The following is a 16,991-nucleotide window of genomic DNA, read 5'->3' on the forward strand; positions in this document are numbered from 1 at the left end:
CCCCCCCCCCCCCCCCCCCCCCCCCCCCCCCCCCCCCCCCCCCCCCCCCCCCCCCCCCCCCCCCCCCCCCCCCCCCCCCCCCCCCCCCACGACCGCTCCGTCACCCCGTTGACGGCCGACTCTCCCGGTCCTAGGGTTCCCCGTTAACGGTCAGGGCCGTAACCGTGGAGGCTTTGGTCGTCTCAGGGTGAACCCAGCCGGAAGGGCGCATGATGTCGGGAAATCTTTCGCGGCGGGCACTACTCGCCGGGCTCGGTGCGGTAACGGCGGCAGCCGTATCTCCTCGGGCGGCCCTCGCCGCCCCGGACGGCGAACTCGGCGAGACGCTCGACGTCGCCATCACCGACCTCGGCGCGGCCTCCCGGGTGCTCAACTTCGGCAACGGCGTCCGCGTCGGCGACGAGATCTGGTTCGCCACCCGGCAGATCCTGCCCACCCGGGTGGCCGCGTACGACCTGACCCAGCGACGGATCACCAAGACCGCCCTCATCCCCGGCGTACCCGGCCTGTGGGGCATCGACGCGGTCGGCACCGACCTCTTCGTCTCCTCGTACTCCCCGGGCCTGCTGTTCAAGGTGGACACCGTCACCCTGGAGGTGACCCGGGTGCTCGACCTGAAGGAGGAGGTCGGCTGGACCGTCAAGGCGTCCCCGGACGGCCGGGTCTTCGTCGGCACCTACCCCTCGGCGAAGCTCTGGGAGTACGACCCGGCGACCGACCGGGCCACCGACCACGGTCGGATGGATCCCGACGACACCTACGTCCGCGACCTCGTCGCCACCGACACCACCGTCTACTGCGGCATCGGGTCCCACGCCGGGCTCGTCGCCTACGACCGGGCCACCGGCACCCGCGCCGACATCCTCCCCGCCGCACTGCGCGACCGCACCTTCGGCGCGGTCTGCCACCTCGCCGGCGACCACCTCGTCGTCGGCATCTCGCCCACGGCCGAGATCCTCGTCGTGGACACCCGCGACCACAGCCGCCACCAGATCCTCAAGACCCCGAACGACTCGTTCGTCGTCGGCATCACCAGCCGCGGCGACGAGATCTTCTACACCACCCGCCCGAGCGGCTCGCTCTACCGGTTCCGGCTCGGCGACACCGCGCCCACCCTGGTCGGCGTCCCGATCGCGGAGGCGTCGAACGTCCGGATCGGCTTCCTCGACGACGGCCGGCTCTGGGCCGTGCAGACCGCCGGGGGCATCTTCTACGACCTCGACACCCGCACCACCGAGGCGCTGGACATGAGTTCGCCGGACCTCGCCCCCACCCCCGAACGGCCGATGTCCCTCTGCCACGCGGGCGACCGGATCGTGGTCGGCGGCACCCTCGGCGTGCAGGTCGTCTCCACCGAGGCCACTGCGGCCTTCGACACCTTCCGGGTGCCGTTCGGCGGCGAGGCGAAGGACATGGAGACGTACGGCGGCGTGGTGCACATGGGCGTCTACACGCTGGCCCGCTACCTCACCCTGCCCGTCGACGGACGGGCCGCCACCGAGGTGGCCCGGGTCGACGCCGGGCAGGAACAGACCCGCCCGACGTCGCTGACCGTCGACCGGCGCCGCGGCCTGGTGCTGATGTCCACCGAACCGGACTACGGCCGCTGGGAGGGCGCGCTCAACATCTACGACGGGCAGCGGATCCGCAGCTGGCGGGGCATCCTGCCGGACCAGACCGTGCAGTCGCTCTGCCCCGACCCGCACGGCGTCTTCCTCGGCGGCAGTATCCGCAACGGCTACGGGACCACCCCGACGACCAGCCGGGCCAGGCTCGGCTACTTCGACTACGGCAGCGAGCGCCTGGCCTGGCTCGTCGAGCCCACCTCGGGCGGCGTCATCGTGGACCTGAAGCTGATCGGCCGGGTGCTGGTCGGCGTCACCAGCGAGGGCGAACTCTTCGCGCTGGATTCGCGTACCCGCGAGGTGCTCTGGCGGATCGACGTCGGCGCGGCCGGCGGCAAGCTGGCCGTCATCGACGACCGGGTCTTCGGCGTCGACGGCACCCGCCTCTGGACCGTGCCGGTGGGCCGCCGCCAGCCGACGCTGACCGTCCTGGCGGACGGGCTGAACCAGTCCTGGTTCGGCGCCCCGGAGGTGGTCACCGACGGCGTGCGCGCCCTCTTCACCACCCGCGGCACCAACCTGATCCGGGTCGACCTGAGCTGACCGGTCCCCGGAACCCGCTCGGGGCGCGCCGCTGACAGGGGGCGGCGTGCCCCGACCATGCCCGGTCGGGTCAGGGTGTCGCCAGCTCGGCGAGGGCGCGCACCGACCGCCAGTTGCGGGTGGTCGCTACGACGCCGAGCTTCTTCTCCAGGTAGTTGTTCGTGAACTTCGACCGGCCGTAGCCGCCGTCGGGGTAGTGCAGGTAGACCTCGCGCCCGGTGACCGTGAACGCGACGTTCTCGCCGCCGGGCACGGTCAGCGCGTCCACGGCGGACTTCTTGGGCGCGGTCGCGAGGAAGGCGACCAGCAGCCGCGTCGGGTCGTCCTCCCCGTCGGCGTACGGGTTGCCGCCGGCCACCGCCGCCAACTCCCGGCCGCCGCGCACCAGCACCGGCACCGTCAGCCCCAGCTCGTCGGCGATCGCCCGCTCGATGCCCCGCGCCAACGCGTCGGCGTCGCGCACGGTGCTGCCGAAGACCACGTTCCCGCTCTGGAGGTAGGTCTTCACGTCGTCGTGCCCGAGGCCGGCGACCAGCCGGCGCAGGTCGGCCATGCCGACCTTCGCGCCGCCGACGTTGACCCCGCGCAACAGCGCCACCCACCTGTCCATGCGACCTCCTCGCCCCCTGTACGGCCAGCCTAGGGGCCGGCGGCCCGCCGGTCGGCCCGCGCGCCGGCTCGGCGTCGGCCCGGGGGCCGGGTCGGCGTCGGCTCGCGTGCCGGGTCAGCGTCGGCTCGCGCGCCGGACCGGCGTCGGCCCGGGGGCGGCTCAGCGCCGACTCAGCGGCGGCGGATGGCGGTGGAGTCGAGGCGGAAGCCGATGGTGCGGTCCACGATCCGGTCGACCAGGTCCGCCTTGCGCAGCCCGGCGACGCCCCGCAGCTCCAGGCCAGCGGCCAGCGCCCGCAGGTCGCGGGCGGTCCAGCCGGAGAGGTACGCCGTACCGTCGGCGCGGCGGGACATGGCGGCCAGCGCGGCGCGGGCACGGGCCGGGTCGGTCGCGGGCACCGCCCGCCGGGCGGACCGCGCGGCCGGGCCCGCCGGATCCGCGGATGGGGCGACCGGACGTGCCGGCTGGCCGGCCGGATCCGCGGGTGGGCCGGACCGGCCCGCCGGCTGGCCGGCCGGACGCGGGGGTGCGGCGGCCCGACGGGCGTGCTGCACCGGGCGCGCGGCGGTGGGCGGACCGGGCGCGGCCCCGTCGAGCGGCACCACCGCGAGCCGGGCACGCCCCTCGACCAGGGCGGCGAGGTCGGCGGCCGGCAGGTCCCGCAGCAGCGCGGTCAGCAGGTCGGTGACGTCGCGACCCGGCCCGGTCACGCCACGACCCGCTCGGGCTGGAGGTGTTCGAGGAACTCCGTGGCGAGCTGACGCAGCTCGTCGCGGACCACCGGAGCGGTGATCCGGTCGCGCAGCACCACCGGCACGCCGCGCGGGGTGTTCGTGGCGAACGCCGTGACGTTCTCCCGCAGGGCGGTGGGGAAGACCGGCAGGCCGAGCGCGCGGACCTGGTCCATGTAGCCCTGGTGCGCGGCGATCGGCCGCTGCGCCATCAGCTGGATCATCGTGAACACCACCCCGGCCACACCGGGGGCGACCTTGTGGTGCCGGCGGGTGGTGGCGAACCGGCGGGCGTCGGCGTTGTAGTGCTCGACCAGCTCCCGGACGTTGCCGTGCAGGTAGTCGATGCCCAGCGTGGAGAGGTAGTCCGCCTTCGCGGGGATGAGCAGGTGGTCGCTGGCGATGATGGCCGACTGGGTGACCACGGTCAGCTTCTCGGCCCCAAAGGGCTGAGCTTGCAGATCGTGCTCGATGCTGGCTGTATCGGTCACGCCGCGTTCGGCAGGCTGACTGCTGCCCAGTCCGTAGCACCGCGTGTGGCGATGTTGCGGGCTGCGTTCACGTCGGCGTGCTCAGCGAAGCCGCAGGACGTGCATCGGAAGGTGGATTGGTGGGGGCGGTTGGCTTTGGCGGTGTGCCCGCAGGTGGAGCAGCCCTGCGAGGTGTACGCCGGGTCCACGCGGACAAGGGCCAGCCCGGCTCGTGTCGCTTTGTAGGCGATGAACTGGCCGAGTTGGTGGAACGCCCACGTGTGCAGTGTGACCCGCTGGGGCCGTCGGAGCCGTACCCGGTCGCGGATGCCCGTAAGGTTCTCCAGGGCAATCCCGCGGCCGGTGCGTTCGGCCTCGGTCACGATCTGCTTGGCGATGCGATGGTTGGTGTCGGCCGCGAACCGGGCTTCCTTACGGCGGCGGGCCTTCAACAGCCGCTTGGCCGACTTGGTACCGATCCGCTGGAGTTTGGCCCGTAGCCGCTGGTTACGGTGGCGCACCCGGTTCAAACCCTTGCCGCAGTGCCGGGTGCCGTCGTTGGTGGTGGCGATGTTCGCGATGCCCAAATCGACACCGAGGAACCCGTCAGGCTCCTTCACCTCAACATCAGGGATGTCGCAGGTGGCGTACAGGAACCACTTGCCGTCACGGTGCACCAGATCGGATTCGCCCTTGCGGTGGGCGGACAGCACCGCGTACTGCTGCGCGGAGCAGCCGAACCGGATACCGGCCTGCCGCCCCGCGATGGTCCAGATGGAGACCGTGCGGGTGGGCATCTGCCAGGACAGGCAGCGGTCGTCGAACGGCTGCGCGGCGTCCCGACGGAATCCGATCGGCTTCGCCTCGGCCGTGCGGCGGCGTTTCGACCCGGGCTTGCCGAGATTTCCGGCACGAATGTTGGCGTTCAGGGTGGCGTACGCGCCGGCGACCTTACGGGCGACGTGGATCGCCGGCTGCGCCGACAAGCCCAGGGCCTTCAAGCGGCCGTAGGTAAGCCGCTGGAGCGCCTGTTTCGCGTGGATTCGCCGCTGGAACGCCTCAACCGAGGCGAGATTGGCGGCCTCGTTGCACAGGCTCAGCGTGTTCCGCAACGCCGCCTCCTGGTCGGCGTTGGGGAACAGGCGGACCTGCACGACGATTTTCACGTCCACAGTCTATCATTCTTGTCTATGTCACCCCGATGGGCCCCAGACCCCGATGTTCGCCGTGGTCGGAGCGTCGTGCACAACCTGCACGTGCATCTTGTCTTCGTCACCAAGTATCGGCGGGACGTGCTCGATGACGCGATGCTCACCCGGTGTGGGCAGATCATGGCTGACGTGTGCGCCAAGCTCGGTGCGGAACTGCGGGAGTTCAACGGCGAAGACGACCACGTCCATCTCCTCGTCCACTACCCGCCGAAGCTACCGATATCGACCCTGGTCAACAGACTCAAGGGCGTCTCCGCGCACTACCTTCGGCAGGAGTTCACCGGCCGGATCAACCGGCACATCACGCACGGCCACCTGTGGTCACCGTCGTACTACGCCGGATCGTGCGGTGGGGCACCCATAGCCGTCATCCGCGCGTACATCGAAAACCAGAAACGTCCAGGCTCGTGACGCGATTCCTCCCGTCCCTGAAGGGACCGGGATTCCTCGCTAGGCCACGTTGAAGCTCGGCGGGCAGTCGATGAGCACCAGGTCGTAGCCGCCCAGTGCATCGTCGTGCAGCCCCTCGGCGGGGGAGCCGCGTACCCGGAACAGCCCGGCGTCGTACTCCTCGCCGTCGGCCACGCCCCGGGCGAGGGTCAGGTCGATGTCGACGAGCTGGAGGTGGGACGCGATCAGGTCGAGGCGGCCGGCGCCGGTGAGCCGCGCGTTGGTCGGGCCGGGGGAGACGACCAGCTCGCCCAGGGTCACCGGCGGGTGTCCCCGCGCAGCCCGTCGTACCAGCGCTTCACCGTCCGACCGTCGCGCAGCCGCTCCCGCCAGTCGTCGGGTTCGTAGAAGCCGAACGTCAGGCTGGCCTGCGGGTCGAGGTCGACGAGTAGCATCTTCATGCCCCGGTTGGCCAGTTCGGCTCCGAGGTTGGCGGTGACGGTGGTCTTGCCGACCCCGCCCTTGTAGTTGATTACGGACACCACGTACATCGGCGGCACCTCCCCGACCGGGAACGGTAACGGGCGGGCGGATCGCCCGCGGGACAGCTCCGGCCGCCGCCTCGCCCACCTCGCCCGCGAGGTCTGGGCGCTCAACCACCGATCCCGCGCCGGGTCGGTGGCCCGGGTGCCGGTCGATCCGGCTGTTAGAGTCTGCGCTGCTCAAGTGCGCGGTGTGGGGGAGGGATCGACGGTGGTGCCGTTCCGGGTCGCGCTGTCACAACTGCTCAAGGCGCGCTTCCCGATCCTCTACGTCGAGTCGTTCGAGGAACAGCGGGTGGTCGCCGAGGTCTGCGCGGTCGCCCAGGACGCCCTGGCGGTCCGCACGCCCCGCGCGGTGTGGACCTGGTCGCAGACGACGGGGCTCGTGCAGCCCGACGGCGTCGCCCGCAAGGGCACGACCGACCCCGCGGACGCGCTCGACGCGGCGCTGCGGGTCGACCACCCGAGCGTACTGATCTTCAAGGACCTGCACCCCGCGCACGGCGGCGGCGACCAGCGGGGCGGCCCCGGGGTGGTCCGCCGGCTGCGGGACCTGGCGGCGGCCTTCAAGGCCGGGCCGGTGCCGCGCACCCTCGTCCTCGTCTCGCCGGTGCTGCACATCCCGGTGGAGCTGGAGAAGGACGTGACCATCGTCGACTTCCCGCTGCCCACCGAGGCGGAGATCAGGCGGGTGCTGGACGGGATGATCGCTGCCAACTCGGCCAGCGGCCGGATCCGGATGGGCCTGGACGATCTCGGCCGGGAACGGTTCGCCAAGGCCGCGCTCGGGCTCACCCTGCACGAGGCGGAGAACGCGTTCGCCCGCGCCATGGTCAACGACGGGGTGCTCGACGACGGTGACCTCGCCGTGGTGCACGAGGAGAAGCGGCAGACCGTACGCAAGTCGGGGCTGCTGGAGTTCGTCGACGTCACCGTCGACCTCGCCGACGTCGGCGGGCTGGAGAACCTGAAGCGGTGGCTGGCCCGGCGGGACGGTTCCTGGCTGGCCGAGGCGGCGGCGTACGGGCTGCCCGCGCCCCGGGGCGTCCTGATCACCGGCGTGCCCGGCTGCGGCAAGTCGCTGACCGCGAAGGCGATCGCCGCGGCCTGGGGCCTGCCGCTGCTGCGGTTGGACGTCGGCCGGGTCTTCGCCGGGCTCGTCGGGTCGAGCGAACAGAACATGCGTACCGCCATCCGGACGGCCGAGGCGACCGCGCCGTGCGTGCTGTGGGTGGACGAGATCGAGAAGGGCTTCGCCGGCGGCGCCGGCGACTCCGGCACCTCCGCCCGGGTCTTCGGCTCCTTCCTGACCTGGATGCAGGAGAAGACGCGGCCCGTCTTCGTCATCGCGACCGCCAACGACTTCGAGGGGCTGCCCCCGGAGCTGCTCCGCAAGGGCCGCTTCGACGAGATCTTCTTTGTCGACCTGCCGACCCGCGCGGAGCGGGCGTCGATCTGGCGGGTCCACCTGGCCCGGCGGCTGCGCAACCCGGCCGTCGCCGGTGGCCTGGCCCTCGACGACGCCCTGCTCGGCGAGCTGGCCGGGCTCAGCGAGGGCTACTCGGGGGCCGAGATCGAGCAGGCCGTCGTCGGCGGGCTCTTCGACGCGTTCGCCGAGCGGCGTCCGCTGCGCCGCGACGACCTGGTCCGGGCGCTGGTCAGCATGGTGCCGCTCAGCGTCACCCAGGCGGAGCGGATCGACTCCGTACGCTCCTGGGCCGACACCCGTGCCGTCGCCGCCACCGCGGCCGAGGACTGGGACCTCGGCGGCCGTCCCGGCGGCCCGCGCTCCCGCCCCGGCCCTCCCCCGCAGCGGGGGCAGGGCGGACGAGCGGTCGAGTTCTAGTGTGTGCCTCGACTGGAAGGAGAGGTGCCCGATGAGCGTCTCACTGATACTCCTGCCGCTGGCCGTCGCCGCCGTCGCCGCGACCCATGGCGCCACCGCGGGGCGGGACCGGGAGGGCCGCGTCGTCTGCCAGGTGCAGACCCGGATGCGGGACGAGACGCTGCTCGCCGCGGCGCTGCGGGACACGGATGCGGTGGTCGGCACCGACGGGGACGCGATCACCGCGGAGTGGGCCGGCGTGCGGGCGAGCTTCCGGCGTGGCGAGGACGGCGTCTGGGCGGCGCACTTCACCGGTGAGGTCGACGAGCAGCGGGCGGTCGAGGTGGTGCGGGCCATCGACGCCGCCTACGGTCGGCAGGTCCAGCGGGCCGTGCTGGCCCGGCTGCGCGAGCAGGCCCCCGTCGCCGGCCTGCGCCTGGAGTCCGAGCAGGTCACCGAGGACGCGAGCGTTCGCCTGGTGTTCGCCGTGGAGGGTAGGTCCTGATGAGTGGGCAGCCGCGGATCGTGGTCACCGTCTCCAGCGAGGGCGTGGTGAGCGCCGAGACCCGGGACGTGCTCGGCGACCGCTGTCTCGACTACGTTGCCGTGCTGGAGGACCTGCTGGCGGCGCGGGCGGTGAGCAGCGCGTACACGGCGGACCACGCCCGCGCCGCCGTGACCGAACGGCAGGAGCAACGCGATGTCGAGCGCGCCTAGCCCGGGCTGGCCGCACCCGACCGCCCCGGGCCCGGCCGGCCCGGTGGGGAGCCTGAGGTGGCGGCTGCTGCACAGCTGGTGGCTGCTGCTGCCGCTGTTCGGGTGCAGCTGTCTCGGCGGCTTCGGGTTCATCTACGTGGGGCTCCGCGCCGGGCGGCCGGCGTGGTGGATCCCCGGCATCGTCTACACCGTGGTGGGCTGGACCGCCTTCGTCGTCGTCGGCGAGACCGACAAGGAGGCCGCCGCCAGCGACTGGGCCGTCGGCGCGCTGCTGGCCGTCACGGCGGCCGGCATCCTGCACGCCCTGCTGGTCAACTCGGCGTGGCTGCGCTGGCGGGCCGGCTACCGCCCCTGGTACGCCCCGCAGCCGGGGGCGCCGTGGCCCGGCGGCCCGTACCCGCCCGGCCCGCTGGCCCCGCCCCCCGGGGCGGCCCCCGCCGGTGCGTTCACGCCCGCCACCGGGCCCTACCCGCCCGGGGCGCCGGTCCACGCGCCCGCGTCGCCGGCGTACCCGCCCGCGTCGCCGGCCTTTCCGCCGGGGGCGCCCGGATATCCGTCAGCGCCGGCGTACCCGCCTTCCGCGCCGACCCACCCGCCCGTGCCGGCGGGGTCGCAGCCGCCGGCCGACCCGACGATGGTGCCGTACCAGCCCGTCGACTACTACGGGACCGGACCGGTCGCGGCTCCCGTGCCCCGGCCCGGCCAACCGGTCACGGCCCGGCCCTCCGGGCCGGTGGACGTCAACGCCGCCGGCCACGACGACCTCGCCGCGCTGCCGGGCTTCGACCCGCACCGTGCCCGGCAGGTGCTGGCCGAGCGGGACCGGCGGGGCGGGTTCGGCAGCCTGGCCGAGTTCGCCGCCGCCGCCAACCTGGCCCCCCACGAGTACGCGCGCCTGCGGGACGTCCTGGTCTGCGCCCGGCCCGCCGGCCCGGCGCCGGGGCAGCAACCGCCGCTCGGCCGGGTCCTCGATGTCTGAGAGTTCCCCGGCACCCGGCGCGGTACCCGGGCCGGCGCTCGGCCCGGCGCCCGGCGCGGCGCTCGGCCCGGCGCCCGGCGCGGCGTTCGGCCCGGCGCCCCGCGCGGCGGGCGGGGCGGAGACCGTCGCCGTGGCCCGGTTCCTCGGCGCCACCCGGGCCGAGGGGCCGGGCGAGCGCACCGCCGTCTGGGTGCAGGGCTGCGCCATCCGCTGCCCCGGCTGCTTCAACCCGCACCTGTGGAGCTTCCGGGGCGGCGAGCGGGTGGCCCCGGCCGACCTGGTGCGGCGGGTGCTCGACGCCGGCACCGAGGGGCTGACGCTGCTGGGCGGCGAGCCCTTCGACCAGGCGGCCCCGCTGGCGACCGTCGCCGCCGGGGTACGCGCCGCCGGGCGCTCGGTGATGACCTTCACCGGCTACACCAGAGCACAGCTGGACCGGGCGGTCGACGCCGGTCGGGACGACGTCGCGGCGCTGCTCGCGGCGACCGACCTCCTCGTCGCCGGGCCGTTCCTGGCCGACCGGCTCGACGCCCGGCGACCCTGGGTGGGCTCCACCAACCAGGAGTTCGTGCTGCTCGGCGACCGCTTCCCGGGCCTGCTCGACGCGGTGTCGTGCAGCCCGGACCGGGTCGAGGTGACCGTCGACGCCGCTGGCGGGATCGCCGTGAACGGCTGGGCGGAGGTCGACGCCCTCGACGAACTGCTGGCGTCGGTGGCCCGTCCTCAGCCCCGCCGGGCGAGCTTCGAGCGGCGGTAGCCGTAGAAGGCGTAGATCAGCGCGCCGATCACGAACCAGACCGCGAAGCGCAGCCACGTCACCGGGGCGAGGAAGGTGATCAGCCAGAGGGAGAAGAGGGCGCCGATCGCCGGCACCACCGGCATGCCCGGCAGCCGGAAGGTGCGTGGCGCGTCGGGGCGGCGGTAGCGCAGCACGATCACCGCGACGCAGACCACCACGAAGGCCAGCAGGATGCCGATGTTGGTCAGCTCGGCGGCCTCCCGGATCGGCAGGAAGCCCGCGATCAGGGCTGAGCCGACGCCGACGATCCAGGTGACCCGGCTCGGCACCCGGCGGACCGGGTGCACCTTGGCGAACCAGCCCGGCAGCAGGCCGTCCCGGCTCATCGAGAACCACACCCGGGTGACGCCGAGCATGAAGGTGAACATCACGGTCAGGATGCCGATGATCGCGCCGACGGCGATCACGCTGGCCAGGCCCGACAGGCCGACGGAGGCGAACGCGGAGGAGAAGCCGCTCTCCGGGTCGATGTCGCGGTAGTTCTGCATGCCCGTCAGCACCAGGGTGGCCAGCACGTAGAGGGCCATCGAGATGGCCAGCGAGTAGAGGATCGCCTTGGGCATGTGCCGGCGGGCGTCCTTCGACTCCTCGGCGGCGGTGCTCATCGCGTCGTAGCCGAAGACCGCGAAGAAGACCGTGGCGGCGCCGGTGAACGCCCCGCTCAGTCCGAACGGGAAGAACGGCGAGTAGTTCGCGGTGTGGACGTGGAAGAAGCCGACCACGATGACCAGCAGCACCACGGCGACCTTCAACGCGACGACGAACGTCTCGAAGCGGGCAGCGGAGGAGATGCCGAGGTTCAGCAGGAACGCGATGAACAGGCAGAGGATCACCGCGAAGAGGTCCACCACGTGCCCGTCGCCGGTGCCCGGGGCGCCCAGCATCCAGGCCGGCAGCTCCGCCCCCAGCTCGGTGACGAGGAACGAGAAGTAGCCGGAGATGCCGATGGCCACCACGGCCACGATCGCCGTGTACTCCAGCAGCAGGTCCCAGCCGATGAACCAGCCCACCGCCTCGCCGAGCACCGCGTACCCGTAGGTGTAGGCCGAGCCGGCCTTCGGGATCATGCCGGCGAACTCCGCGTACGACAGGGCGGCGGCGGCGCTGGCGAGCCCGGCGATCAGGAACGAGATCAGCACGGCCGGGCCGGCGGTCTCGTTCGCCACCGCCCCGGCCAGGGCGAAGATGCCGGCGCCGATGATGCCGCCCACCCCGATGGCGGTGAGCTGCCAGAGGCCGAGGGATCGGGCCAGCCCGCCGCCGCGCTCGTCGGCGATCTCCTCGACCGGCTTGCGGCGGAAGATGCCCGTGCCGCCGCCGCCCGCGGCGCTTCCCGCGGAGGTCATCGTCGTCCCCCTTCCGAACCCGCCCGGGCGGTCACCCGTGCGTCCCTGCCGGTACCCGCGAACGACGCGGGTAAATCTCCAACGAGGACGCCCGTGCCGGGGTGCGGCACGGGCTCACTCGGCGACCGGCAGCACCACCTCGTTGTGGCGCAGGAACCAGGGCTTCCACGGTGGGTCGAAGCGCGCGTACCGGACCGCGTCGGTGGGGCGCAGCCCGGCCGCGGTGACCGCCCGGCCGAGCGCGGTCGCCCGGCGGTCGAACGCCCGCGCCGTCCACCGGCCCCGGAACCGGACCGCGGCGGCGAGCTGCGCGGGGACCTGCCGGGTGCGGACGCGGGGGTCCGTCGGCTCGGGCAGCGTGTCGGGGGCGCAGGCCGCCGGCAGCACCAGCCGCAGCAGCCAGCAGCCCGGCCGGTCGGCCTCCTCCTGGAGGTACGGCGCGGTCATCGCGATCGTCTCCGGGCCGGCCTCCCGCGCCGCGTTCCCGCTCGCGGCGCGGGGCCGGTTGGCACCCCCGACGTACGCGGCCAGCGGCCGGAAGCCGTCCCGGGCGGCCTGCTCGAACGTTCCCTCGACCTGCACCTCGGCGACGAGGTACGGCGGATAGCGGCGCAGCTCGAAGCCGGGGTGCCGGGTCACCACCCGGTACGGCTGCTGCTCGGTCATCGCGCGCTCCCCGTGCCCAGGGCCCCGTCGAAGGCAACGCTACCGTCCGTCGACCTCCGGCTCAGGCGAAGTCGCGTCCTCCGGCCGGTTACGCACGGCCGACCGGGTCAGCCGCCAGTACTGCCGTCTGCGCTCGTCCCGGACCACCACCCCGGAGCGGGCCAGTTCGCCGCGCAGCTCCCGGGCCTCGCCGCCCCGGTCGTCGTCGAGCGCCTTCTGCCGGGCCCGCAGCAGCGCGTCCGCGCCGACGGGCAGGCCGGGCAGCCCCGGCACCCACCGCCGGTACGCGTCCCGGTGCGGGTCGGCCTCCGCCCACGGCCAGCCGTGCGCGCGGAAGGCGGCGCGCAGCCGGTCGGGGGCCAGGTCGGACTTCTCCCGGACCAGTTCCCCGTCGTCCGGGCCGAGCAGCACCAGGTCCCTGCCGTCGAGGAACACCGCCCGCACTCCCCGCCGCTCGACCTCCCGGCGGGTGCCGCCGCGGCGTAGCGCCACCCGCTCGGCGCCGACGGTGACGGCGAGCCGCTCGGCGGTGCCGATGGCGGCGACCAGCAGGCCGCCCAGCGCGCCGACCGCCAGCCCGCCGATGCTCGCCTGCGGGTCGGGCAGCCCGGCGACCAGCCCGAACAGTTTCTGCGCCGGGGCCCAGGGCAGCTCGGCGAGCCACCCCGCGCCCGCGGCGAGCAGCCACCCGGCACCCGCCCCGAGCGCCGGGAAGCCGCCCCAGAACAGCGCCAGCTCCGCCACGCCGCCGTCGACGACGGTGGGAGCACCGTGGCCGACCACCGTCACGACACCTCGCGGCGCAGCGTGCGGACCAGCCCGGCGACCAGCGGGACGACCAGCCAGACCAGCAGCGACACGCCGAGCCGCGCCCACTGCCCGGCGGTCACGTCCGGGGTGAACAGCGGTTCCATGGTGCGGCCCGTGTCCAGCCAGCCCGCCGGACCCTCCAGGTGCCGGATCAGCCCGCCGAGGATCGACCAGAGGGTTGGCAGCAGCAGGTAGCCGACGATGGCCAGCGGCGTGTTGAGCAGCAGCAGGCCGAAGCCGGCGCCCATCAGCACGCTGGCCACCTGGAGCACCACCGCGTGCAGCAGCAGCGACCCCTCGAAGCGCCAGGTGCCCGCGCCGCCGGTGACCCCGGCGACCAGCGTGCCCGCGGCGGCCACGCCGAGGCTGACCAGCACCGAGGCCAGGGCGGCCAGCACCATCGCGGCCAGCTTGGCCGCGATCACCCGCCCGCGGCGGGGCACCAGGGCGAACGTGGCCAGCGCGGTGCGCTGCGACCACTCCGCGGTGACCGACAGGATGCCCAGCACCGGCAGCAGCACCCCGACCGGCAGCAGCGTCGGGAGGAAGAAGTTGGCGAAGGTCTGGTCGGCGTCGGCCGTCCAGACGAGCTGGACCACGACGAGGGTGGCGGCGAGCAGCCCGATGGTGATCAGCAGCCACAGCCCGGCCCGGGTGTCGACGAGCTTGCGCAGCTCCACCCCGGTGAGCCGGAGCAGCGACGGTCGGCGTACCGCCGGACGACGGTGGGGTGCGACGGTGGGCGGGGTGGCGGCGGTGGTGGTGGTCATCGGACGGCCTCCCGGGTCGACGCGCCGGCGGTCAGGGTGAGGAAGAGCTGTTCCAGGCCGCCGCTGCCGGCGGCGCGCAGCTCGGTGAGGGCGACGCCGACGTCGGCGGCGGCCTGCCCGACCGCTGCGGCGTCGGCGCGGACCAGCAGCCCGTCGGTGCCCTCGGTGACCGGCAGCCCGGCCCGGTCCAGCGCGCCGCGCAGCGCCGCCGTGTCCCGCGCCCGGACCAGGGTGCCGCCGCCGGCCAGCAGCTCGTCCTTGTCGCCCTGGGCCACGATCCGGCCGCCCCCGATGACCACCAGCCGGTCCGCGACCGCCTCCACCTCGCGCAGCAGGTGGGAGGAGAGCAGCACGGTGCCGCCCCGGTCGGCGAAGTCGCGCAGCAGGCCGCGCATCCAGAAGATCCCCTCCGGGTCCAGGCCGTTGGCCGGCTCGTCGAGGATCAGCACCCGCGGGTCGCCCAGCAGCGCGTGTGCCAGGCCGAGCCGCTGCCGCATCCCCAGCGAGTACGCCCGGACCCGGCGCCTGGCCGCGACCGCGTTCAGCCCGACCAGGTCGAGCGTGGCGGCCACCTGCCGGCGGTCCACGCCCATGGTCGCGGCGGCGACGGCCAGCGCCTCCCGCCCGGTGCGCCCGGCGTGCTGGGCCGAGGCGTCCAGCAGCACGCCGACCTCCCGGCCCGGGTTGGGCAGCTCCCGGTACGGCCGGCCGGCGACCGTGGCGCCGCCCCCGCTGGCCGGGGTCAGGCCGCAGATCATCCGCATGGTGGTGGACTTGCCGGCGCCGTTCGGCCCGAGGAAGCCGGTGACGGTGCCCGGCTCGCAGCGGAACGACACGTCGTCGACGGCCGTGTGCCGCCCGTACCGTTTGGTGAGGTGTTCCACGTCGATCATGTCGGTCAGGCTGCCCGCGCCGGCCGGCTGTCCGCAGCGGCCGAGGGTCTCGCCCGGCGGCTACCTAGGTCGACGTCGAGGTCTCGACTTTGGTAGCTGGCCGGCGTCCGGGGCGGCTGCCTAGCATGGCGGCGTGACCAGCGCGGCCGTACCCGACCATCCCTGGCTGCTGCCGGGGTCCCTCGCCGGGGCGGCCGGGCGGAGTCGGCGGACCACCCGGGACTGGCTCGTCGACAGCCTCTGCTTCCTGCTCGCCCTCGGCTGGGTCCTGCTCGTCACGGCGGACGCCGCCGCGCCCGACCCGCAGTTCGCGACCCCGCTGCCGCAGCGCTGGATGGTCCCGGTCGACGCCCTGCTCGGACTCGTCTGCTGCGTGCTGCTCTGGCTGCGGCGCCGGTGGCCGTTGGGGCTGGCCGTCGCGACCCTGCCACTGACCGCCTTCTCGATGGCGTCGGCGGTCCCGCTGCTGATCATCTACTTCACCGTCGTGGTGCACCGCCGCACGGCCGTCGCGCTGGGGATCACCGCCGCCGGTCTGGTCACCAACTTCTTCTTCAGCTACCTGCGTCCCGACCCAAACCTGCCGTACTGGGTGGCGACCGTCTGGGGCGTGGTGCTCAGCCTCTCCGTGCTCGCGTGGGGCATGTTCGTCCGGGCGCGGCGGCAGCTCGTCGTGTCGCTGCGGGAGCGCGCCGAGCGGGCCGAGGCGGAGCAGCAGTTGCGGGTGACCCAGGCCCGGCACCTGGAGCGCACCCGGATCGCCCGGGAGATGCACGACGTGCTGGCGCACCGTATCTCGCTGCTCAGCCTGCACGCCGGAGCGCTGGAGTTCCGGCCGGACGCCCCACCGGAGGAGGTGGCGAGGGCGGCGGGCGTGATCCGGGACAGCGCGCACGCCGCGTTGCAGGACCTGCGCGAGGTGATCGGGGTGCTCCGCGCGGAGACCACCGCCGAGGAGGACCCGGAGCGCCCGCAGCCCACCCTGGGCGACCTGCCGGCGCTCATCGAGGAGTCCCGGTCGGCCGGGGTGCGGGTCAGCGTCCGCGACGTGGTCACGGCGGCGGAACAGGTGCCCGCGGCGGCGGGGCGCAGCGTCTACCGGATCGTGCAGGAGGGGCTGACCAACGCCCGCAAGCACGCCGCCGGGGCCGCGGTCACCGTCGACGTCGGCGGCGGCCCCGGCGACGGGCTGACCGTGGAGATCCGCAACCGGTGGCCGGTCGGCGCCATCACCGGCCCGGAGATCCCCGGCGCGGGCACCGGCCTGGTCGGCATCGCCGAACGGGTCAGCCTGGCCGGCGGTCGGCTGGAGCACGGGCGGGACGACTCGGGCGACTTCCGGCTGACCGCCTGGCTGCCGTGGCCGGCGTGACCGGGCCGGCGACGGCCGCCACCGAGGGGCCGGTGCGGGTGCTGATCGTCGACGACGACGCGCTGGTCCGGGCCGGGCTGTCGATGATCCTCGGCGGTGTGCCGGACGTGCTCGTGGTCGGCGAGGCCGCCGACGGCAGCGAGGTGTCCGACGCGGTGGCCGCGTGCGCGCCGGACGTGGTGCTGATGGACATCCGGATGCCCCGGCTCGACGGGCTCGCCGCCACCGAGGCGCTGCGGGCGTCCCCCGACCCGCCGGAGGTGCTGGTGCTGACCACCTTCGACGCCGACGAGCAGGTGCTCCGGGCGTTGCGGGCCGGGGCCGGCGGCTTCCTGCTCAAGGACACCCCGCCCGCCGAGATCGTGCGGGCGGTACGCCGGGTGGCGGCCGGGGAGGCCACCCTCTCCCCGGCGGTGACCCGCCGGCTGATCGACCATGTGACGGCCCCCCGCGCGCCCGGTGGCCCCGACCTCCGCCGGGAGCGGGCGCTGCGGCAGCTCGCCGGGCTCAGCGAGCGGGAGCGCGAGGTCGCCGTCGCGCTCGGGCAGGGCCGGACCAACGCCGAGATCGCGGGCGAGCTGTTCATGAGCGTCGCCACCGTCAAGGCGTACGTGTCGCGGCTGCTGGTCAAGCTCGACCTGAACAACCGGGTCCAGGTCGCCCTGCTGGTCCACGACGCCGGCCTGGTCTGA

At 74.2% G+C, this 16,991-nt stretch carries 20 protein-coding genes; 9 read left to right on the forward strand and 11 right to left on the reverse strand.

The window, feature by feature from the left end:
* Nucleotides 1–212 precede the first annotated feature (212 nt).
* Nucleotides 213–2,168, forward strand: a complete 1,956-nt coding sequence (locus ACZ6O2_RS20870; RefSeq protein ID WP_466023971.1) for a hypothetical protein — start codon at nucleotides 213–215, stop codon at nucleotides 2,166–2,168.
* Nucleotides 2,169–2,238: 70 nt separating this feature from the next.
* On the opposite strand, the gene ACZ6O2_RS20875 is transcribed toward ACZ6O2_RS20870, so the two are convergent.
* The 4 genes from ACZ6O2_RS20875 to ACZ6O2_RS20890 form a co-directional block, all read right to left on the reverse strand.
* Nucleotides 2,239–2,778, reverse strand: a complete 540-nt coding sequence (locus ACZ6O2_RS20875; RefSeq protein WP_350702968.1) for a DUF1697 domain-containing protein — start codon at nucleotides 2,776–2,778, stop codon at nucleotides 2,239–2,241.
* A gap of 170 nt (nucleotides 2,779–2,948) precedes the next feature.
* Nucleotides 2,949–3,488, reverse strand: coding sequence for a hypothetical protein (locus tag ACZ6O2_RS20880; RefSeq protein ID WP_466023972.1), 540 nt, complete (start codon nucleotides 3,486–3,488; stop codon nucleotides 2,949–2,951).
* A complete protein-coding gene (locus ACZ6O2_RS20885; protein WP_466023973.1) occupies nucleotides 3,485–4,000 on the reverse strand; it encodes a ParA family protein in 516 nt (171 codons plus the stop codon). The genes ACZ6O2_RS20880 and ACZ6O2_RS20885 overlap by 4 nt, the downstream gene beginning before the upstream one ends.
* On the reverse strand, nucleotides 3,997–5,145 hold the full coding sequence (locus tag ACZ6O2_RS20890; RefSeq protein ID WP_466023974.1) for an RNA-guided endonuclease InsQ/TnpB family protein: 1,149 nt from the start codon (nucleotides 5,143–5,145) through the stop codon (nucleotides 3,997–3,999). Before ACZ6O2_RS20890 ends, ACZ6O2_RS20885 begins: the two co-directional genes overlap by 4 nt.
* Nucleotides 5,146–5,169: 24 nt before the next feature.
* Between ACZ6O2_RS20890 and tnpA the strand changes: the two genes are divergently transcribed.
* Complete coding sequence (gene tnpA, locus ACZ6O2_RS20895) at nucleotides 5,170–5,601, forward strand: IS200/IS605 family transposase (protein WP_466023975.1); 432 nt, start codon at nucleotides 5,170–5,172, stop codon at nucleotides 5,599–5,601.
* Nucleotides 5,602–5,640: 39 nt separating this feature from the next.
* On the opposite strand, the gene ACZ6O2_RS20900 is transcribed toward tnpA, so the two are convergent.
* Both ACZ6O2_RS20900 and ACZ6O2_RS20905 read right to left on the reverse strand, forming a co-directional pair.
* Nucleotides 5,641–5,901, reverse strand: coding sequence for a ParA family protein (locus tag ACZ6O2_RS20900; protein ID WP_466023976.1), 261 nt, complete (start codon nucleotides 5,899–5,901; stop codon nucleotides 5,641–5,643).
* The gene (locus ACZ6O2_RS20905) at nucleotides 5,898–6,131 is read right to left on the reverse strand and encodes a ParA family protein (RefSeq protein WP_466023977.1); all 234 of its coding nucleotides are present in this window, start codon (nucleotides 6,129–6,131) and stop codon (nucleotides 5,898–5,900) included. Before ACZ6O2_RS20905 ends, ACZ6O2_RS20900 begins: the two co-directional genes overlap by 4 nt.
* A 202-nt stretch (nucleotides 6,132–6,333) precedes the next feature.
* On the opposite strand from ACZ6O2_RS20905, the gene ACZ6O2_RS20910 reads away from it, so the two are divergent.
* The 5 genes from ACZ6O2_RS20910 to ACZ6O2_RS20930 are packed head-to-tail and all read left to right on the forward strand — an operon-like array spanning nucleotide 6,334 to nucleotide 10,400.
* Nucleotides 6,334–7,968 (forward strand): AAA family ATPase, encoded by a 1,635-nt coding sequence (locus ACZ6O2_RS20910; RefSeq protein ID WP_466023978.1) that lies wholly within the window; start codon nucleotides 6,334–6,336, stop codon nucleotides 7,966–7,968.
* A gap of 31 nt (nucleotides 7,969–7,999) precedes the next feature.
* Nucleotides 8,000–8,452 carry a hypothetical protein gene (locus ACZ6O2_RS20915; protein WP_350702960.1) on the forward strand — a complete coding sequence of 151 codons (453 nt, stop codon included), beginning with the start codon at nucleotides 8,000–8,002 and terminating at the stop codon, nucleotides 8,450–8,452.
* Nucleotides 8,452–8,664 carry a DUF2997 domain-containing protein gene (locus ACZ6O2_RS20920; protein WP_350702959.1) on the forward strand — a complete coding sequence of 71 codons (213 nt, stop codon included), beginning with the start codon at nucleotides 8,452–8,454 and terminating at the stop codon, nucleotides 8,662–8,664. Before ACZ6O2_RS20915 ends, ACZ6O2_RS20920 begins: the two co-directional genes overlap by 1 nt.
* Nucleotides 8,648–9,643, forward strand: a complete 996-nt coding sequence (locus ACZ6O2_RS20925) for a ComEA family DNA-binding protein (protein ID WP_466023979.1) — start codon at nucleotides 8,648–8,650, stop codon at nucleotides 9,641–9,643. The genes ACZ6O2_RS20920 and ACZ6O2_RS20925 overlap by 17 nt, the downstream gene beginning before the upstream one ends.
* The gene (locus ACZ6O2_RS20930) at nucleotides 9,636–10,400 is read left to right on the forward strand and encodes a 4Fe-4S single cluster domain-containing protein (protein WP_466023980.1); all 765 of its coding nucleotides are present in this window, start codon (nucleotides 9,636–9,638) and stop codon (nucleotides 10,398–10,400) included. Before ACZ6O2_RS20925 ends, ACZ6O2_RS20930 begins: the two co-directional genes overlap by 8 nt.
* Here ACZ6O2_RS20930 and ACZ6O2_RS20935 read toward each other — a convergent pair.
* The 5 genes from ACZ6O2_RS20935 to ACZ6O2_RS20955 all read right to left on the reverse strand — a co-directional run bounded on the left by ACZ6O2_RS20935 (nucleotide 10,367) and on the right by ACZ6O2_RS20955 (nucleotide 14,927).
* Nucleotides 10,367–11,788 carry an amino acid permease gene (locus ACZ6O2_RS20935; RefSeq protein WP_466023981.1) on the reverse strand — a complete coding sequence of 474 codons (1,422 nt, stop codon included), beginning with the start codon at nucleotides 11,786–11,788 and terminating at the stop codon, nucleotides 10,367–10,369. The genes ACZ6O2_RS20930 and ACZ6O2_RS20935 overlap by 34 nt on opposite strands.
* A gap of 114 nt (nucleotides 11,789–11,902) precedes the next feature.
* Nucleotides 11,903–12,454: an SOUL family heme-binding protein gene (locus ACZ6O2_RS20940; protein WP_466023982.1), complete on the reverse strand. Its 552-nt coding sequence runs from the start codon at nucleotides 12,452–12,454 to the stop codon at nucleotides 11,903–11,905.
* A gap of 39 nt (nucleotides 12,455–12,493) precedes the next feature.
* Nucleotides 12,494–13,243, reverse strand: a complete 750-nt coding sequence (locus tag ACZ6O2_RS20945) for a YqeB family protein (RefSeq protein ID WP_466023983.1) — start codon at nucleotides 13,241–13,243, stop codon at nucleotides 12,494–12,496.
* Nucleotides 13,240–14,034, reverse strand: a complete 795-nt coding sequence (locus tag ACZ6O2_RS20950; protein WP_350702947.1) for an ABC transporter permease — start codon at nucleotides 14,032–14,034, stop codon at nucleotides 13,240–13,242. The genes ACZ6O2_RS20945 and ACZ6O2_RS20950 overlap by 4 nt, the downstream gene beginning before the upstream one ends.
* The gene (locus ACZ6O2_RS20955; protein ID WP_466023984.1) at nucleotides 14,031–14,927 is read right to left on the reverse strand and encodes an ABC transporter ATP-binding protein; all 897 of its coding nucleotides are present in this window, start codon (nucleotides 14,925–14,927) and stop codon (nucleotides 14,031–14,033) included. The genes ACZ6O2_RS20950 and ACZ6O2_RS20955 overlap by 4 nt, the downstream gene beginning before the upstream one ends.
* 133 nt (nucleotides 14,928–15,060) lie before the next feature.
* Here ACZ6O2_RS20955 and ACZ6O2_RS20960 point away from each other — a divergent pair, with 133 nt between their 5' ends.
* Both ACZ6O2_RS20960 and ACZ6O2_RS20965 read left to right on the forward strand, forming a co-directional pair.
* Nucleotides 15,061–16,299: a sensor histidine kinase gene (locus tag ACZ6O2_RS20960; protein WP_466023985.1), complete on the forward strand. Its 1,239-nt coding sequence runs from the start codon at nucleotides 15,061–15,063 to the stop codon at nucleotides 16,297–16,299.
* On the forward strand, nucleotides 16,278–16,991 hold the full coding sequence (locus ACZ6O2_RS20965) for a response regulator (RefSeq protein WP_466024030.1): 714 nt from the start codon (nucleotides 16,278–16,280) through the stop codon (nucleotides 16,989–16,991). Before ACZ6O2_RS20960 ends, ACZ6O2_RS20965 begins: the two co-directional genes overlap by 22 nt.

This window comes from Micromonospora sp. NPDC048040, assembly GCF_055587185.1.